A 17,645-nucleotide genomic window follows, 5' to 3' on the forward strand; every position below is an offset into this window, starting at 1 on the left:
TTCCCATCGGTCCGCGAAGAGGGTCTTGACCACCGTCGGCGGACCGCCTGGAAACCCGCTCAACCGCCGCTGAACCGTCGGGACGCGGCCCGTCAGAAGTCCGCCCGGTGGTCGGCCACCCACTGGGCGAAGGTGCGGGCCGGCCGCCCGGTGACCAACTCGGCGGTAGGGCCCACCGGTACGTCCACCGGGTCCTGGAGCAGCCAGTCGACCGCCTCGGCGGGCATGCCCTGGCCCAGCCACAGGGTGCGGGCCCCGTCCACTGTCAGCTCCTCGAAGCGGATCTCGCGGCCGAGGACCTCGCTCAGGACGCGTACCTGCTCGGCCTTGGCCAGGGACTCCGGACCGGCGAAGGAGTACGCCTTCCCCGCGTGCCCGTCCTCCAGCAGCGCCGTCACCGCCACGTCGGCGATGTCGGCCTCGTGCACGGGGGTGCTGCGGGTCGCGCTGAAGGGGGCGCGGACCACGCCCTCGGCCCGGATCGAGGGGGCCCACCAGTGCAGCAGGTTGGCCATGAACTCACCCGGCCTGACATGGGTCCACTCGAGGCCGGACGCCTCCACCGCCCGTTCCACCGCCGTGTGGTGGTCGCCGCTGTAGTCCCCGTCGGCGTACTCGGCCGCCACCGAGGAGAGCACGACGATCCGCCGCACCCCCGCCTTCGCCGCCTGCGCGGTGAACTCCTCAGCAGTCCCAGGCAGTGGGAAGAGGTACGCCCGGTCGACACCGGCGAGGGCCGCGTCGAGACTCGCCGGATCGGCGAGATCACCGCGGACCGTCTCCACCCCCTCCGGCAGCGAGGCCTTCTCGGGCGAGCGGGTCATCGCACGGACCCGCTCGCCCGCCTCCAGCAGCCCTGCGACCACGTGCCGGCCCACGTTCCCCGTGGCACCCGTCACCAGAACGGTCATGGTCTCTTCTCCTTCATCGCTCATCTCGTGTTCGGCGGGCCCGGGCCCGGACCCGCCGACCTTTCCGGTCCGTTCTCTCGAACGGCTGGAGCCGCGGTGAACGCGGCCGGTCCACCACCTGTCGAGCGCCCGTTGCCACCCTCGGGCCCCGTACGCACATCCGATGCCACGATCCGGGAGGCACCATGACCGCCACCGAAGGACGCGTCGCCGTCATTACCGGGGCGACCAGCGGGATCGGCCTGGCCGTGGCCCGCTCGCTCGGCAGGGACGGCCTGCGGATCTTCCTCTGCGCGCGGGACGCCGACGCTGTCGCCGCGACCGTCAAACTCCTGCACCAGGAGGGTGTGGACGCCGACGGGCAGACCTGCGACGTGCGCTCCACCGAGCAGGTGGACGCCCTCGTGCGCGCCGCCGTCGACCGGTACGGCCCGATCGACGTCCTCGTCAACAACGCGGGACGCAACGGGGGCGGCCCCACCGCCGGGCTGACGGACGAGCTGTGGCTCGACGTCGTCGACACCAACCTCCACAGCGTGTTCCGGGTGACCCGGGCCGCGCTGACCACCGGGGGCATGCTGGAGCGCGGCCGGGGACGGATCGTCAACATCGCCTCCACGGGCGGGAAACAGGGCGTGGTGCTCGGTGCCCCCTACTCGGCCTCCAAGCACGGCGTTGTCGGCTTCACCAAGGCCCTGGGCCTGGAACTGGCCAAGACCAACATCACGGTCAACGCCGTCTGCCCCGGGTACGTCGAGACGCCGATGGCGGAGCGGGTTCGCGCGGGATACGCGGCGGCGTGGGACACCACGACCGAGGCGGTGCTCGAACGGTTCCAGGCGAAGATCCCCCTGGGCCGGTACACCACCCCCGAGGAGGTGGCGGGCCTGGTCGGCTACCTGATCACCGACATGGCCGCGCCCATCACCGCCCAGGCCCTCAACGTCTGCGGCGGCCTCGGCAACTACTGACCCCAAGAACCCGGAGGCTCCCGCACACCCCGCCCGAAGGCCCGCCGTCGAGGGCCCGGTCACTCCGGATCGACGTTCCGTCCGGTCACGTCCGGGTCCGGGTCGGCGGGTCTCCCCTTGAGCTCATGGAACCCGGGAGTACCGGTCACCAGCAGCGTGCCGTCCCACAGCCGCCCGGCCTCCTCCCCCCTCGGTACGCGGGAGATGACCGGCCCGAAGAAGGCCGGCGGGGAACGGTGCGGCTCGGCTGGCTCCCCGACGGCGACTACCGGCGTCCCGGGCCGTGGGCCGAGGAGCCGTACGGCCTCTTCGTGGGAGGCCCGTAGTTCCTCGTCGTAGGCGGTGGAGGTCCCGGCCGCCGCCAGCTCCGTCGGCAGGCCCGCGTCGGCCAGGGCCAGGGCCGGATCATTGATCCACTTCCTGGTGTTCCCGCCGTGTTCCCCGGGGGAGTCGAGATCGGCCCACAGCGAGGCGTGGAAGCGGGCCAGGGCCTCCTGCCCGTGGTGGTGCCGGACGGCGGTGCCGATCCGCACCGGGATCATCAGGTACCCCTCGGGGTCGCCCTCGGGATCGTCGTCCCGGCCCTCGTTGAGGAGGGCCAGGCTCATCAGGTGCCAGCGCAGTTCCAGCGGGCGGACCCGGGCGGCTTCCCGCAGCCAGCGGGCGGTCAGCCAGGTGTAGGGGCAGGCGGGGTCGAACCAGACGTCCACGGTGCGGGGTTGGGGACGCGAGGTGTTCCGGAAGGCTTCGGCTGTCACGGTGCGGTCCTCCTTCGCGTACGGACTCGGACGGCTGCGGGCGGGTGCGGCGGACGGCGCGTCACACCGAGGCGTTGCGCATGCCGCGGATGCCGGCGACGACCCCCAGCACCGCGATGGCCGTCGCCGCGAGGATTCCGTACAGCACGCTCGTCTCGGCGAACTGGCCGTCGAACAGGCCGCGTTCGGCCTCCACCACATAGGTCGCGGGGTTGATCCGGCTCAGGACGTAGAGCCAGGTGGGGGCCGAGGCCTCGGTGATGGGCAGCAGGACACCGGAGAGCAGCAGCAGAGGGAAGAAGACCATCTGCTGCACCCCGTAGAACAAGGTCTGCTGCTTGCGGGAGTGGAGCGCCAGGGTGAACGAGAGGGCGCCGATCCCGATCCCGAAGACGGTCAGCAGTGCCAGGCCCGCCAGGGCGCCGAGCGGGCGGAGCCGGAAGTCGGTCGGCAGGAGCAGGGCGAGGATCAACAGGGCCTGCGCCAGCAGGATCACGACCTCCTTGAGTGCCCGCCCGACGAGCATCGCGGCCCGGTTCAGCGGGGTTACGAGCATGCGCTCGAAGGCCCCCGAGGACATCTCGTTGAGCAGGGAGGCCCCGGCTCCGGCGGTGGCGGAGAGGGCCAGCAGGACGAGCATGCCCGGCACGAACCACTGCCAAGGGGAGCCCGTGCCCCCGCCCGAGGGGCCCATGCTCGAAAGCAGGGGCGCGAAGAGGGCGAGGAAGAGGAAGGGCAGCAGCATCGTGAAGAGGAGGCCGGCCGGCTGGCGCAGCTCGGGCCTCAGCTCGCGGGCGAACGCGGTGCGGGTGTCGTTGAGCACCTTCATGGTCAGGCTCCGTCGTGCGTGGCGGTCGGGGCGTCGGCGCTCTCCCGCAGGGTGCGGCCGGTCAAGCTGAGGAAGACGTCGTCGAGGGTGGGGCGGGTGAGCCGGGCGGTGAGTGCCCGCACCCCGACCGCCTCCAGGTGCCGCAGCAGGACCGGGAGCTGGGTGTCTCCGTGGGGGGTGCGCACCCGCACCTCCGTGCCGTCAGCGGTGACCTCGTGGACGGTGGGCAGAGCGCGGGCGAACTCGACGGCCCGCTCGGCGTCGGCGCGGTCGGCGGTCCCCAGGGTGATGCGGTCGCCGGCCAGGTCGGCCTTGAGTTTCTCGGGGGAGTCGTCGGCGATCACCCGGCCGTGATCGACCACCATCACCCGTCGGGCCCAGAGATCCGCCTCCTCGAGGTAGTGGGTGGTGAAGACGATCGTGGTGCCGAGTTCCTTGTGCAGCCGCAGCACGTGCTCCCAGATGTTGGCGCGGCTGTGCGGGTCGAGCCCGGTGGTGGGCTCGTCGAGGAAGAGCAGTTCCGGCTCGTGGACCAGGGCCATGGCGATGTCCAGGCGGCGGCGCTGGCCGCCCGAGAGGGTGCCCACCGTCCGCTTTGTCAGGCCCTCCAGTTCGAGCGCGGTCAGCAGGCGCTCTGCCCGGGCGCGGGACTCTGGGCGGCTCAGGCCGTACGCGCGGCCCTGGGTGATCAGCTCGTCGCTGACCCGGAAGTTGCTGCCGGCGCTGTTGCCCTGACCGAGATAGCCGATCCGGTGGCGGACCCCCGAGGGGTCGGTCAGCACGTCGTAGCCGGCGACGACGGCGGTGCCCGAGGTCGGCGGGAGCAGAGTGGTCAGCATCCGCAGGCTGGTGGTCTTCCCGGCGCCGTTCGGGCCGAGGAAGGCGACCACGGAGCCGGCTTCGATGTCGAGGTCCAGGCCGCGCACGGCCTCGACGGTCTCTCCTTTGGCGCGGAAGCTGCGGGTGAGCCCGCGAGTGTGGATCATGGGTTCTCCCGTACGGGGTTCATGGGGGGGCGAGTCAGGGGGATCACGGCCCGCGCCCGGACCGGCCGGCTCGGTTCCTGGGCAGGGTGAGGGAAAGCCATAGGCGCTGGGCTCTTGACTTCTTCGAGCTTAGAAGCGCTAATAACGTCTTTGTCAGCCCCCTTGACAGTCTCGATCCGTCCTCCATACCGCCTTCGACCGCTTCGTCGAGCCGCCTCTCGAAACCGCCCGTTCCGGCCCGGCCGGCGCCGCCCGTACCAGCGCGACTCCACCGTCCTGCCGATGAGGACGCCCAGGCTGGCCGGGCCCGCCTCGGGACGGCCACCCGTGACCCGACGGGCGCCGAGCGCGACCTTTGGTGGGCTCACATTGGCGGCGGAGGCAACTTCGGCGTCGTCACCCGCCACCTGTTCGGTATCCGGACACCGACCCCCGGCTGAACACCTCGGGTGCGCCCTGGAGCCCCCTGTGCCACCGCGGCCGGAGCGGGCGGCTTCGCCGGGTCAAGGAACACTGGGACCCGCTGGACCTGTTCCGCCACGCACTCTCCGCCCGCCCGGCTGGCGGCCGGCGGCGCGGCCCACGGAGCGTCCGGCGGCACGATCCGCGGACGGCCCGGCGCCGAGCCGTCGTCGAGTTCCTGACCAGAGCCCCCGCAGAAGCTGACTCCGCTGCCCCAGAGCCGAACTGGACGGAGGACCATGTCACACCCCCGAACCACTCACCACACCGAGCACACGATCATGGTGACTGCCCCGGCGCGCCGCGTTTTCGACCTGATCGTCGACGTCGGCCGCTGGCCGGAGACCTTCTCGCCCACCGTGCACGTCGAATACGTCGACCGGAGCAGGACGGAGGAGCGCATCCGGATCTGGGCTACCGCTAACGGCGAGGTCAAGACCTGGACATCGCGCCGGGAACTGGACCACGACCACCTCCGCGTCTCCTTCCGGCAGGAGGTCTCCCAGCCCCCGGTGGCCGCCATGGGCGGGGAGTGGATTGTCGAGGCGGTCGACGACACCCGCACCCGGGTGCGCCTGCTGCACGACTTCAGGGCCGTCGGCGACGACCCTGACAACGTGCAGTGGACAGAGCAGGCGATCGACCGCAACAGCGGCGCCGAACTGGACGCCCTGCGCACCGCGGCCGAACGGACCGGGGACGCCGAGGACCTGACCCTGACCTTCGAGGACACGGTCCAGGTCCCCGGCGGCCTCAAGGACGCCTACGCCTTCGTCAACGAGGCGGGCCTCTGGCCCGAGCGGCTGCCGCACGTGGCCCGCACGGTCCTGGAGGAGGACGCTCCCGGAGTCCAGACCCTGGAGATGGAGACCCGGTCACCGGACGGAGCCACGCACACCACACGCTCCGTCCGGGTCTGCTTCCCGGACGAGCGCATCGTCTACAAGCAGCTGCGCACCCCCGCGCTGATGACGGCGCACATCGGGCGATGGCTGTTCGAGGAGGACGCGGACGGGGCCCGGATCACCTCCGTCCACACCGTGGTCCTTGACAAGGAGGCCATCCCGGCGGTCCTGGGACCGGACGCCACCGTCGCCGACGCCCGCGCCTTCGTCCAAAACGCCCTCAGCCGCAACAGCACCATGACCATGGAGCACGCGGCCGCCCACGCTCGTGGTTGACCGTACCTAGGCCACCGCCCCCCCCAGGGCACAAAGGAACGGGAGGGCCGGGAATCCCGGCCCTCCCGTTCCGCCGGTTCCGGACCGGCTCAGTCCTTCGGGCCGCCCAGGGCCGCCTCGGAGAGCCAGTCCACCGCGTCGGGATAGGTGAACGGGTGCATGAACGACCCCGCCCTGACGTCCCGGTAGAGACGCGCCAGTGGATGGGACCCCGAGTAGGAGGCGCCGCCGATCACCGTCACGCAGTCCGCGACGATCTCCGGTGCCAGCCGGTTTACTGTCAACTTGGCCCGCTGGAAGTCGAACATCATGCGCCGGCCGCGCTCCAGCGGATCGCCGTCGAACTCGTACGCCAGGTGGTCCGCCACCGACAGCGTGCCCGCCGCCGTAGTCCGGAGCGCGTGCAACCGGGCCTCGATCTCCGCGAGCAGCGTGCGCACCCCCGCCGACGGGGCACCACCGCGCCGTGTCAGTTCCGCCACCACGTGGTCCCGGGCGGCCTGGGCCACCCCCACGTAGATCCCCAGCATGGTGATCGAACTGACGGTCTGTCCGGCCAGGGCCGCGTCGTCACGCTCCCCGAGCGGCCCGCGCAGGAACACGTCCTCAAGGCGGACCGGGCAGTCCTCCAGGAGGATGTCCACGCTGCCGGAGGCCCGCATGCCGAGCCCGTCCCAGTTGTCCAGGACGGTCAGCCCCGAGGTCCGCCGGGGCAGTACGGCGGCGGCCGACCGCGTCACCCCCGCCACCTCCACCCGCGCCGAGACCACGAAGTCGGTGGCAATCGGTGCCATGCTCGCCAGCGTCTTACGGCCCGACAACACCCAGCCGCCGTCCGGCGCCGGACGCAGCCGGGTGACCACCCGACCCCCGCCCGCGTCCTTCACCGTGGTGCAGACCACCGCCTCGCCCGAGCCCATGCCCCGGAGCAGCCGCTCGGCCAGTGCCCGTGCCTGCTCGTCCCCGTGCCGCCACTCGTGGGTGAGCGTCAGCCCCCGGCTGAACTGCATGTGCAGGGCGAGCGCGGTGGACGCGTCCGCCTCGGCCACGGTCGTCAGGGCCAGGCAGACGTCGTGCAGAGAGGAGACGCCCAGCCCGCCGAGTTCCTTCGGCGCGGTGGCCCCGAGCACCCCGCTCTCGCGGAGCCCCTCGAACACCTCGACCGGGAAGGCGCCGTCCCGGTCCCCCTGCCGGGCACCGTCCCGCATCAGGGGAAGGTGCCCGGCCAACAGCGCGAGCAGCGCGCGGCCCGAGGAGGTCCTCGGGTCGCGCAGATCCGCCGTGACCGCCCGGTCCCTGTCGTACGTCGCCATCACGTTCCCCGCTTCCTTCGCTCGACTCCGGTCGCCTGGTGCGATCGGGACGGCCCGATGATGTCCGGCGCGGTTCGACGACCGTTGGAAAACCACTGCCCCCTGGTCCACCACCAGGTCATGCGCCCGCCTCGCGGAGATAGCGGTCCAGGGCAAGTCGGTGGTAGCCCGGCCCGAACACCGAACCGGCTGGCTCGGGCACCAGAGCCCGCAGCTTCTCCACCGACGGACAGTGCGAGAAGGCGCTCTCGCCCCCGCCCATCACCTCCTCCACGGCCTCAAGCCCCAGCCGCCGCTTGATGTAGGCGACGACGGCGAGGACGTCCACGCAGTCCCCGGAGGCCACGTTCACCGTCTCGTCGCGCACCCCGGAGGCCAGCAGGCGGTCGACGAGCCCGACGAAGTCCGCGACGTGCAGCAGATCGCGCCGGGCCCTCGGATGCACCCGGACCCGCCCCGCGCGCACCTGCGACACCAGAGCGGGCACCAGCCGGAAATCGGGCCCGTTCGGCCCCAGCACATAGGAGAGACGCAGCACGAGGTGCGCCACGCCGGACTCCCGGATCGCGGTCTCCAGGGTGAACTTGTGGCGGCCGTAGCGGGTGGTCGGGACGATCGGGTCGTCCTCGCGGCCCCGGCAGCCGGGACCGCCGTACATGCTGGCCGTGGAGAAGAAGACCAGCAGTTCGCCCCGGCTCCGGCAGCGCGCGATCGTCTCCCGTACGAGCGCCGCCTCCCGCTCGTGCTCGGAATCCGGCAGGTGCTGGCGCGGAACGCCCGCCGCCAGCACCGTCACCCCGGGGTGCGCTTCGCGCAACGGCCACAGATGCCGGGCGATGAAACCCTTGCCGATGATGTCCATGACCGCGTCACCCTAGGGGGCCGGTGCCACGCTCCCCTCGTGCCCGGCTCGACGGCCGGTCCGGCCGCAGCCAAGCGAAGTCGAGAGGGGGTCGAGGAGGCCTGCCTAGCGTTCCTGCCCATGGTGGCGAGCATGACCGACAGCGCACTGGGACGCGTCCTGCTGACCCTGCGCGGCGTCCAGTGGATTCTGGGCACGAAAGGTGACCCCTACGCACTGCTGCTGCGTGCGGCCGGAGACGACCGGGCCGAACTGGGCCGGCGCGTCCGCGAGCGGAACCCTCTGTACTGGAGCAGCGCCGAGGCCTGGGTGACGGGCGACCACGAGGTGGTCGCCGCCGCGCTGGCCGACCGGCGTCTCACGCCCCGGCCCCCCGACACCGGCGCCCCGATCGGGGAACCGGCCGGGGAACCCGCTCCGTGGGACGTGCCGACCCTGCGGGAAGCGCTGCCGCTGGCCGGGCTTCCGGTGGCGCTCGACCGGGAGGAGTACGCACGACTGCGGGGATGGGCCGCGCCCGTGCTCGGCGAGCGTGCCCTGCGCCGCCGGCACGCGGCGGCCGTCCGGGCCTACCGGCACCGGGCGTCGGCGCTGGGGGAGCGGTTCGATCTGATGGACGACCTGATCCGGCCCGCCACGGTGGATGCCGGGCGTGTCCTGCTCGGGGTACCGGAACACCGGGCCGCCCGCTTCGCGGAGCTCTGCGGGGAACTCACCGGCGTCCTGGACGCCACGCTCTGCCCCCCGCGCCTGGACACGGCCCGCCGGTACCGCGCCGCACTCCCGGAACTCCAGGCGCTGCTCGCGGAGACGCTCGGGACGTCCGGCGTGTCCGGAGCACCCAGTGCGTCCGGCACGTCCGGTGCTTCCGGCACCCACGGCCTGAGCCGTACGGCGGGCGCGGACACCAGAGCCCGCTCCGGCCTCCCCCGCCGTCTCTCGGCCACCCCCGCCCCCGACGGCCCGCCCCCGCCCGGGGACGTCCTGACGGTGTGCGCCCTGCTGGCCCTGGTCGGCATCGACGTCGCCGCCACCCTGACCGGCAACGCTATCGCACTCCTGCTGGACCACTCCGACCAGTGGCGGGCCCTGCGCGAGGACCCCGGCCTCACCCCCGCCGCCGTCGCCGAGACCCTGCGCCACACGCCCCCCGTCCGCCTGCACCGGCTGTACGCGCGCCAGGACCTGGAACTTGCGGGGACCCGGGTGGCGGCGGACGAGGAGGTCGTCCTGCTCATCGAGGCGGCCCACCGCGACCCCCGCCGCCACCGCGACCCGGACCGGTTCGACATCCACCGGCCCGCCCACGACCGGCACCCGCTCCCCGAGGACGGCCACGCAGGCGGTCTCGTCGGCCCGGCGGCGCGCCTGGCCGCCGAGGCCGCCCTTCGGGCCTTGGCCGAGGAACTGCCCGGCCTGGCCAGGACCGACGAGGTGCTGCGCCGCCTCCGCTCCCCGATGACCGGCGGTGTGTTCCGCTTCCCCGCCGCCCGCCAAGGCAACGTCCGGCGGTAGTTCCGCCCCGGACCCTATGAACCCGAGGAAGGCCCCATGTGCCGTGTCTGTGGAGGACCCGTCCGTCAGTTCTTCGATTTCGGGCGCCAGCCACTCTCCGACGCGTTCGTGAACCCCGACCGCGTCGACGACGAGTACTTCTACCGGCTCGCCGTGGGCAGCTGTGAGTCCTGCGGCATGACCCAGCTCCTGGACGAGGTCGCCCGGGACCAGATGTTCCACGAGGCCTACCCCTACCACTCGTCCGGCTCAGTCCACATGCGGCGCCATTTCGAGCAGACCGCCGGCCTGCTCTCCCGCGAACACCTGCGCGGCCCCGACCCCTTCGTGGTGGAGATCGGCTGCAACGACGGGGTGATGCTGCGGGCCCTGGCCAAGGAGGGCATCCGGCACCTGGGCGTCGAACCCTCCGGCGGCGTCGCCGAACTCGCCCGCCAGCAGGGTGTCCGGGTTCTCACCGAGTTCTTCGAAGAGGCGACGGCGGCCGAGATCGTGGCCGCCGACGGGCCGGCTGATCTGGTCTACTCGGCCAACACCATCTGCCACATCCCCTACCTCGACTCCGTCTTCCGGGGCCTCGACACCCTGCTGGCACCGGACGGCGCCTTCGTCTTCGAGGACCCCTACCTCGGCGACATCCTGGAACGCACCTCCTTCGACCAGATCTACGACGAGCACTTCTACTTTTTCACGGTGCGCTCGGTGAGCGCCGCCGTCGCCCGCTTCGGCTTCGAGGTCGTCGACGTCGAACGGCTGCCGGTGCACGGGGGCGAGCTCCGCTACACCCTGAAGCGGGCGGGCCGGGGTACGCCGAGCCCGGCCGTGGCCGAGCTGATCGCCGAGGAGGACGGCAAGGGGATCGGCACCCCCGAGGTCTTCGACGCCTTCGCCGCAGGAGTCGAACGCGTCCGTACGGAACTGACCTCCCTCCTGCGGGAGTTGCGCGGTGAAGGCAAGCGGATCGTCGGCTACGGCGCCACGGCCAAGAGCGCCACGGTGACCAACTTCTGCGGCATCGGCCCCGAGTCGATCGACTGGGTGTGCGACGTGACCCCGGCCAAGCACGGGAAGCTCATGCCCGGTTCGCACATCCCGGTCCGCCCCACCGAGGCCCTCACCCACCCCTATCCGGACTACGCGGTGCTGTTCGCCTGGAACCACGCCGAGGAGATCATGGCGAAGGAGCGGCTGTTCCGCGAGTCCGGTGGGCGCTGGATCGTGTACGTGCCCGAGGTCCGCGTCCTCTGACCGCGGAACGCCGGCGGCAAGGCCGGCACCACCACAAGCAACCGAGGACGGTGTCATGCAGTCGCGACAGCTCGCCGTGGACGGCGCGTTCGAGTTCCGGCCGAAGATCTTCACCGACGAACGGGGGCTCTTCGTCTCCCCGTTCCAGGAGACGGCCGCCCTACAGGCCCTGGGACACCCGCTGTTCCCCGTGGCCCAGACCAATCACAGCCTCTCCCGGCGCGGAACGATCCGGGGCGCCCACTACACCCTCACACCCCCGGGCATCGCCAAGTACGTCTACTGCGCGCGCGGCCGGGCCCTGGACATCGTCATCGACGTCCGGGTCGGCTCGCCCACGTACGGCCGTTCGGAGACCGTCCTGCTCGACCAGGAGGACTTCCGCGCCGTCTACTTCCCCGTCGGCGTAGCCCACGCTTTCGTGGCGCTGGAGGACCGGACGGTGATGTCGTACATGCTCTCCGGGGAGTACGTGCCCGAGAACGAGCTGGCCCTGTCCGTCTTCGACCCGGTCCTCGAACTGCCCCTGCCTACGGACGTCGACCCGGTCATGTCGGAGAGGGACCTGGCCGCACCCTCCCTGGAGGCGGCGGAGAAGTCCGGCACCCTCCCGGAGTACCGCCGGTGCCTGGAGATCGAACGGGCGCTGTGCGGCGGCCCGGGCCGGTGACCGCCCGCCGGGAGCCCGCCGTCGCCGTGTTCGGCGCGACGGGCTGCGTGGGCCGCGCGGTGACCGCCGCGTTCGTCCGGGCGGGCCGGCCGGTCCTCGAAGTGGCGCGCCACCGGCCACCGTACGCGGGCGACAACCGCTTCCTCGCCCTGGACGCCGCCGCCGCCGACCCCGGCGAACTCGCCGGTCTGCTGGCCGCGGCCCGCGTGGACACCGTGGTCAACGCGACCGGCGGCTGGGTCACCGGCGAGGCGGAGAACGAGTGCGCCCACGTCCACCTCCTGGAGAACCTGCTCGCCGCACTCGCCCGGGCGCCGGGCAGAATCCGCCTGGTACAGATCGGATCCGTCCACGAGTACGGCCCGCTGCCCGTCGGCACCGCCGCCGAGGAGACCCGCCCGCCCCGCCCCGTCTCCGCCTACGGGCGCAGCAAACTCGCCGGAGCCGAGGCCGTGCTCCGCGCCACCCGAGCGGGCCTCGTGGACGGGGTGGTGCTGCGCGTCGTCAACCTCTGCGGCCCGCAGGCGGCGGAGGTCGGTTTCCTCGGTGCCGCCGTCCGCCGGCTGCACGCCGCCACCTCCGAACGGCCGGCCGAGCTGACCGTCGCCGACGCCCACCGGGACTTCCTGGACGTACGGGACCTGGCCGCCGCCGTCCTCGCGGCCGCGACCGCCCCCGTCGCCGGGCAGGTGATCAACGTGGGCCGTGGCGAAGCCGTACCGGTGGCCCGCCTGCTCGACCTGCTCATCGCCGCGGCCGGACCGCCCCCGGGCGCGGTCCGGCTCCGTGCCGCGCCCGTCGACTCGCGGGGCGGCGACTGGACCCAGGTCGACATCGGCCGCGCGGCCCGGTCGCTGGGATGGCGGCCGACGGTGGAACTGCCCGAATCGATCAAGGACATGTGGGACGCGTCCCGCGCGGACCACCCTGTGGAGCAGCCATGACCGAAGCCATCACGCGCACCGCGCACCGCCCGCCCGCCGCCGCCACCCCGCTGCGCGTCGCCGCCTCGGCGCACGCGCGCGACGGCGGGCGCACCCCGCACTCGGCGTTCCACGACTGGTATGCCGAGGCCGCCGCCCGCACCTTCACCCAGGTGGAACGGGTCCCGCTCGACGCGCTCACCGGCTGGGAGGCCGAGCCCGACACCGGCAACCTGCGCCACCACACCCGCGGCTTCTTCACGGTGGAGGGCCTGGAGGTGCGGATGTCGGCCGGACCGGTCCCGGCCTGGAGCCAGCCCATCATCAACCAACCCGAGGTCGGGGTCCTGGGCATCCTGGTCAAGGAGTTCGACGGCGTCCTGCACTGTCTGATGCAGGCCAAGGCCGAACCCGGCAACGCCAACGGCGTACAGATCTCCCCGACCGTCCAGGCGACTCGCAGCAACTACACCGGAGTGCACGGCGGCCGCCCCGTGCCCTACCTGGACCGGTTCCGGGACCCCGGCCCCGGGGGCCCGCTCGTCGACGTACGGCAGTCGGAGCAGGGTTCCGCCTTCCACCACAAACGGAACCGGAACATGGTCGTCGAGGCCGACGGGGAGGTGGAGGTCCACGAGGGCTTCCACTGGCTGACCCTCGGCCAGCTCCACCGGCTCCTCGCCGAGGACGACGTGGTCAACATGGACGCCCGAACGGTCTTGTCCTGCCTGCCCTTCGCCCACGCCGAGCTCGCCCGGGAGCTCGGCGCGCCCGCCGACCCCTTCCGGGAGGCCCTCTTCCGTTCCTGCGACCCCTCCGCCGAGGCGCGTCACCCGCTGGGTGCCGTCCTCAGCTGGATCACCGAGGCTCGCACCCGCACCGAGGTGCACGCCCGCCGTGTCCCGCTGGCCCGGCTGCCGGGCTGGCACCGCACCCCGGAGCGAATCTCGCACGCCTCCGGGGCCTTCTTCGACGTCATCGGCGTCCGCGTGGAGGCTGGCGGCCGGGAGGTCGCCCACTGGTCCCAGCCGATGATCGAATCGCACGGCACCGGCGTTGTCGCCTTCCTCACCCGGTCCCTCGACGGGGTGCTGCACGTGCTGATGAACGCCCGGGTCGAGGCGGGCTACATGGACGTGGTGGAACTGGCGCCTACGGTCCAGTGCACCCCTGCCTCCTACGAGCACCTGCCGAGGAGCGCACGCCCGCGCTACCTCGACGCGGTGGAGCGGGCGAATCCCGCACAGGTCCGCTTCCACTCCGTCCTCTCGGAGGAGGGCGGACGCTTCTACCACGCGCACAACCGCTATCTGATCGTCGACACCGATCTCGACGTTCCGCCCGACGATCCCGACTACCGGTGGATGACCGTCCACCAGCTCGTCGAGCTGCTGCGGCACAGCCACTACCTCAACATCCAGGCCCGCAGTCTGGTGGCCTGCCTGCAGAGCCTGCTGATGCCGGGCGAACCGGCGCCGACCACTGAGAGGAAGGTCCGGGTATGAACGCGGAGAATGTACGGCCCGTCATCAGCTGCCGGGTGTGCGGCGCGTCGGACTGGCAGGACGTGGTCTCCTTCGGCGAGGTGCCGCTGGCCAACGCTTTCCTGGAATCGGCCGCCTTCTACGAGGACGAACCCGCCTACCCGCTGGGCGTGATCTCCTGCCGCTCCTGCCGGCTGATGAGCGTCACTCACGTCGTCGACCCCGAGGTGATGTACCGGACGTACAGCTACGTCACCTCCGACTCGGAGACCATTACCCGCCACATGGAGTTCGTCGCGACCACCTGCCGGGAACTCGCCGGTCTCGCCGCCGGCGACCTGGTGGTGGAACTGGGCAGCAACACCGGCCAGCAGCTGGCCGCCTTCGCCCGCAACGGGGCCCGCGTGCTCGGCGTGGACCCCGCCCGCAACCTGGCGGCCGTCGCCAACGAGCACGGCATACTCACCCTGCCCGAGTTCTTCACCGAGACCACCGCCGGCGCCGTGCACCGGTCCCACGGGCCCGCGCGCCTCATCCTCGGCCGCCACGTCTTCGCCCACATCGACGACCTCGCCGGGGTGCTCGCCGGGGTGCGCGCGCTGCTCGCCACCGACGGGGTCTTCGCCGTCGAAGTCCCCTACGCGGTCGACCTGTTGGAGAAGTACGCCTTCGACACCATCTACCACGAGCACCTGTCGTACTTCCTCGTCCGCACCCTGGACACCCTCTTCACCCGGCACGGACTGAGCCTCTTCGCCGTGGAACGGCTCCCGGTCCACGGCGGCTCCCTCCTGGTCCTCGTCGGCCGCCCCGAGGCCCGACGACCCGTCACCGACACCGTCGGCGAGCTGATGGAGGCGGAGGAACGGGCCGAGCTCGACACCGACGCCGCCTACCGGGAGTTCGCCCGGGGTGTCCGGGCCGTCCGCGACGAGCTTCCCGTCCTGGTCCGCTCCCTGCTCGCGGAGGGGAAGCGGGTCGCCGGTTACGGGGCCTCGGCCAAGGGCACCACGATCCTCAACATCTGTGGCCTCGGGACCGACGAGGTGGCCTACTGCACCGACACCACATCGCTCAAACAGGACAAGGTGCTGCCCGGCACGCACATCCCGGTCCGCAGTCCCGACCACGCCCTCAACGACCCGCCCGACGTCTACCTGATGCTGGCGTGGAACTACGCGGACGAGATCCTCCGCAAGGAGGCGGACTTCCTGCGGATCGGAGGCCGGTTCATCCTGCCCTTCCCCAAACCCGCGGTCGTCTCGGCCGACACCGTCCGCTGACGCGGACCACGAGGCACGCGTGAGGCCCGGTGGGACGTCGTCACGACGTCCCACCGGGCCTCGTTCGCTGCCCTCGCTTCCCGCTCAGGGCCGGTCGTCGCGGCTCACGTACCGCTCGCGCACCCGCCACTCCCCGTCCTCGACGACCAGGACGTCGTCGCACACGCACATCAGGAGCAGGCGCGGCACCTCGTCCCGCCGGGTCGCCACCACCTGCACGTACGAGCGCACCCGCACCGAGCCGTCCGGTCCGGGGTCTTCCACCACGGCCGTGGTCAGCAGGTGCCGACGCACTTCGCCCTCGGCGGCGAGCCCCGCGTGCGCCGATCGGATCCCGGCCGCCAGGGCGGTACGCCCGCGGACCGGCTCGGGCAGCGACGGCGGCGCGAACAGGCCGTCCTCGGTGAAGGTGGCGGCCCATGCCTCGGCGTCGCCCGAGTCCAGCAGCTGCATCTGCCGGGCGTGGAACCGCTGAATGTCGGCGCACAGCGACGCGTACGCCGGGCTGACGGTCTCCCTCACGGATCTCCCTCCTCGCCCGCCGGTCGCGGGCCGCTGCCGCCGATACTCGCGCGCCCGCTTGGAACCGGACTTGTGCCCCGGCGGGCCCCGGACTCCAGCCCGGCTCGACCGTTGCTCCGGCCCCGGCCGGGAGGATGCCGACCCTGACCCGGCCCCGACTCCATGGAGGTGCGCTGTGAGGCTCATCGACCTGTCCTCGGCGGTGGACGCGGCGCTCTGGGAACCCGATCCCGTGGAGCACCACGTCCTCACCCCCCGCGAGGGCGCCCTGCACATGAGCGAGGAGATGCACGCCCACTTCGGTATCTCCTTCGACCCCGAAGAGCTGCCCGACGGCGAGTTCCTCTCCCTCGACCGCGTCACGCTCACCACCCACACCGGCACCCACGTGGACGCGCCCTCCCACTACGGGTCCCGGGCGGGCTACGGCGACGGCGTGCCCCGGCACATCGACCAGATGCCGCTGGACTGGTTCCTGCGCCCCGGCATGGTGCTGGACCTCACCGACGCGCCCACCGGTGTCATCGGCGCGGACCGGCTGGAGAAGGAGTTCGCCCGCATCGGCCGCACCCCGAGCCCGATGGACATCGTCCTGCTGCACACCGGGGCGCAGCGCCACCGGGGGAACGAGCGGTACTTCACCGATTTCGCCGGTCTCGACAGCCCCGCCGTCCACCTGCTCCTCGACCTCGGCGTCCGGGTCATCGGCACGGACGCGTTCAGCCTGGACGCCCCCTTCGGCGACATCATCGCCCGCTACCGGGCCACCGGGGACCGTGATGTGCTGTGGCCCGCGCACATGATCGGCAGGGACCGCGAGTACTGCCAGATCGAGCGGCTGGCCAACCTGGAGGCGCTGCCAGGACCGTACGGTTTCCAGGTCTCCTGCCTTCCGGTGAAGATCGCCGGCGCCGGGGCCAGCTGGACCCGTGCGGTCGCCCTCGTCGAGGAATGAGCCGGCCCACACCTGGTCCACCCGTGCCCGATCCCGGGCCCTCACCCGAAGGAGACCGATGTTCGGCCACGACCTGGCGGACGTCTACGAGCTGGTCTATCGCGCCCGCGGCAAGGACTGGGCCGCCGAGGCTGCCGAGACCACCCGCCTGATCAGGGACCAGTTGCCCACCGCCGACTCCCTGCTGGACGTGGCGTGCGGCACTGGCGCCCATCTGGAGGCCTTCGACGGCCTCTTCGCCCACACCGAGGGCCTCGAACTCTCCCCGGCCATGCTGGAGCGCGCCGCCGGCCGACTCCCCGGAGTGCCGCTGCACCAGGGCGACATGTGCGCCTTCGACCTCGGGCGCACCTTCGACGCCGTGGTGTGCCTGTTCACCGCCATCGGCTATCTGAGGACGGTCCCGGACATGCGAGCGGCGGTCGCCGCCATGGGCCGCCACCTGAGGCCCGGAGGGGTGCTCGTCGTCGAACCCTGGTGGTTCCCTGAACGGTTCCTCGACGGTTACGTGGCCGGCGACCTGGCGAGCGACGAGCACCGGACGGTCGCCCGGATCTCGCACTCGACCCGCGAGGGCCGGACCACGCGGATGGAGGTCCGGTTCGTGATCGGCGAGGCCGGGGGGATCAGGGAGTTCACCGAGGTCGACCTCCTCACCCTGTTCACCCTGGACGAGTACCTGTCCGCCTTCGCCGACGCCGGGTGCCCGGCGGAGTACATCCGGCCGGAGTGGACGGCGCGGGGCCTGTTCGTCGCGCGCCGCCCCTGAGAC

Annotated in this window: 17 protein-coding genes and 1 pseudogene; 11 read left to right on the forward strand and 7 right to left on the reverse strand. The window is 72.1% G+C overall.

The genetic code is table 11. The annotated features are described in order from the left end of the window. Window positions 1-92: 92 nt before the first annotated feature. Window positions 93-911, reverse strand: coding sequence for an NAD(P)H-binding protein (locus tag ACIQOU_RS13335; RefSeq protein ID WP_401536681.1), 819 nt, complete (start codon window positions 909-911; stop codon window positions 93-95). A gap of 185 nt (window positions 912-1,096) precedes the next feature. On the opposite strand from ACIQOU_RS13335, the gene ACIQOU_RS13340 reads away from it, so the two are divergent. Next, window positions 1,097-1,882 (forward strand): SDR family NAD(P)-dependent oxidoreductase, encoded by a 786-nt coding sequence (locus tag ACIQOU_RS13340; RefSeq protein WP_401536682.1) that lies wholly within the window; start codon window positions 1,097-1,099, stop codon window positions 1,880-1,882. A gap of 59 nt (window positions 1,883-1,941) precedes the next feature. On the opposite strand, the gene ACIQOU_RS13345 is transcribed toward ACIQOU_RS13340, so the two are convergent. From ACIQOU_RS13345 to ACIQOU_RS13355, 3 genes are all read right to left on the reverse strand, one after another. Continuing rightward, window positions 1,942-2,640 (reverse strand): disulfide bond formation protein DsbA, encoded by a 699-nt coding sequence (locus ACIQOU_RS13345; RefSeq protein ID WP_401536684.1) that lies wholly within the window; start codon window positions 2,638-2,640, stop codon window positions 1,942-1,944. A 61-nt stretch (window positions 2,641-2,701) separates the two neighbouring features. Next, window positions 2,702-3,469 (reverse strand): ABC transporter permease, encoded by a 768-nt coding sequence (locus ACIQOU_RS13350; protein ID WP_365231277.1) that lies wholly within the window; start codon window positions 3,467-3,469, stop codon window positions 2,702-2,704. Between the two features lie 2 nt (window positions 3,470-3,471). Continuing rightward, entirely contained in the window at window positions 3,472-4,455 is a 984-nt protein-coding gene (locus ACIQOU_RS13355; RefSeq protein ID WP_401536686.1) for an ATP-binding cassette domain-containing protein, read from the reverse strand. Between the two features lie 466 nt (window positions 4,456-4,921). Here ACIQOU_RS13355 and ACIQOU_RS13360 point away from each other — a divergent pair. Further along, window positions 4,922-4,999 (forward strand): annotated as a pseudogene (locus tag ACIQOU_RS13360) (BBE domain-containing protein); the annotation flags it as partial. A gap of 157 nt (window positions 5,000-5,156) precedes the next feature. Then, a complete protein-coding gene (locus ACIQOU_RS13365; RefSeq protein ID WP_401536687.1) occupies window positions 5,157-6,098 on the forward strand; it encodes an aromatase/cyclase in 942 nt (313 codons plus the stop codon). An 89-nt stretch (window positions 6,099-6,187) separates the two neighbouring features. Here the strand turns inward: ACIQOU_RS13365 and ACIQOU_RS13370 are convergent, their stop codons facing one another. Next, window positions 6,188-7,411, reverse strand: a complete 1,224-nt coding sequence (locus tag ACIQOU_RS13370; protein ID WP_401536688.1) for an acyl-CoA dehydrogenase family protein — start codon at window positions 7,409-7,411, stop codon at window positions 6,188-6,190. Window positions 7,412-7,529: 118 nt separating this feature from the next. After that, window positions 7,530-8,273 carry an NAD-dependent epimerase/dehydratase family protein gene (locus ACIQOU_RS13375; protein ID WP_401536690.1) on the reverse strand — a complete coding sequence of 248 codons (744 nt, stop codon included), beginning with the start codon at window positions 8,271-8,273 and terminating at the stop codon, window positions 7,530-7,532. 132 nt (window positions 8,274-8,405) lie between these two features. Here ACIQOU_RS13375 and ACIQOU_RS13380 point away from each other — a divergent pair, with 132 nt between their 5' ends. From ACIQOU_RS13380 to ACIQOU_RS13405, 6 genes are read left to right on the forward strand one after another with little or no spacing between them, the layout of a single operon-like run. Next, entirely contained in the window at window positions 8,406-9,788 is a 1,383-nt protein-coding gene (locus ACIQOU_RS13380) for a P450-derived glycosyltransferase activator (RefSeq protein WP_401536691.1), read from the forward strand. A gap of 36 nt (window positions 9,789-9,824) precedes the next feature. Next, window positions 9,825-11,036 (forward strand): methyltransferase domain-containing protein, encoded by a 1,212-nt coding sequence (locus ACIQOU_RS13385; protein ID WP_401536692.1) that lies wholly within the window; start codon window positions 9,825-9,827, stop codon window positions 11,034-11,036. A gap of 55 nt (window positions 11,037-11,091) precedes the next feature. Then, window positions 11,092-11,706 carry a dTDP-4-dehydrorhamnose 3,5-epimerase family protein gene (locus ACIQOU_RS13390; RefSeq protein ID WP_401536693.1) on the forward strand — a complete coding sequence of 205 codons (615 nt, stop codon included), beginning with the start codon at window positions 11,092-11,094 and terminating at the stop codon, window positions 11,704-11,706. After that, entirely contained in the window at window positions 11,703-12,650 is a 948-nt protein-coding gene (locus ACIQOU_RS13395; protein WP_401536694.1) for an NAD-dependent epimerase/dehydratase family protein, read from the forward strand. Before ACIQOU_RS13390 ends, ACIQOU_RS13395 begins: the two co-directional genes overlap by 4 nt. Then, the gene (locus ACIQOU_RS13400; RefSeq protein WP_401536695.1) at window positions 12,647-14,134 is read left to right on the forward strand and encodes an NDP-hexose 2,3-dehydratase family protein; all 1,488 of its coding nucleotides are present in this window, start codon (window positions 12,647-12,649) and stop codon (window positions 14,132-14,134) included. Before ACIQOU_RS13395 ends, ACIQOU_RS13400 begins: the two co-directional genes overlap by 4 nt. After that, a complete protein-coding gene (locus tag ACIQOU_RS13405) occupies window positions 14,131-15,396 on the forward strand; it encodes a methyltransferase domain-containing protein (RefSeq protein WP_401536696.1) in 1,266 nt (421 codons plus the stop codon). Before ACIQOU_RS13400 ends, ACIQOU_RS13405 begins: the two co-directional genes overlap by 4 nt. Window positions 15,397-15,480: 84 nt before the next feature. Here the strand turns inward: ACIQOU_RS13405 and ACIQOU_RS13410 are convergent, their stop codons facing one another. After that, window positions 15,481-15,918, reverse strand: a complete 438-nt coding sequence (locus tag ACIQOU_RS13410; protein ID WP_401536697.1) for a nuclear transport factor 2 family protein — start codon at window positions 15,916-15,918, stop codon at window positions 15,481-15,483. A gap of 175 nt (window positions 15,919-16,093) precedes the next feature. Here ACIQOU_RS13410 and ACIQOU_RS13415 point away from each other — a divergent pair, with 175 nt between their 5' ends. Both ACIQOU_RS13415 and ACIQOU_RS13420 read left to right on the forward strand, forming a co-directional pair. Beyond that, window positions 16,094-16,873, forward strand: coding sequence for a cyclase family protein (locus ACIQOU_RS13415; protein ID WP_401536698.1), 780 nt, complete (start codon window positions 16,094-16,096; stop codon window positions 16,871-16,873). Window positions 16,874-16,931: 58 nt separating this feature from the next. After that, window positions 16,932-17,642 carry a class I SAM-dependent methyltransferase gene (locus ACIQOU_RS13420; protein WP_401536699.1) on the forward strand — a complete coding sequence of 237 codons (711 nt, stop codon included), beginning with the start codon at window positions 16,932-16,934 and terminating at the stop codon, window positions 17,640-17,642. Window positions 17,643-17,645: the final 3 nt, after the last annotated feature.

It is taken from the genome of Streptomyces sp. NPDC091279 (assembly GCF_044757465.1).
GTDB lineage: Bacteria > Actinomycetota > Actinomycetes > Streptomycetales > Streptomycetaceae > Streptomyces.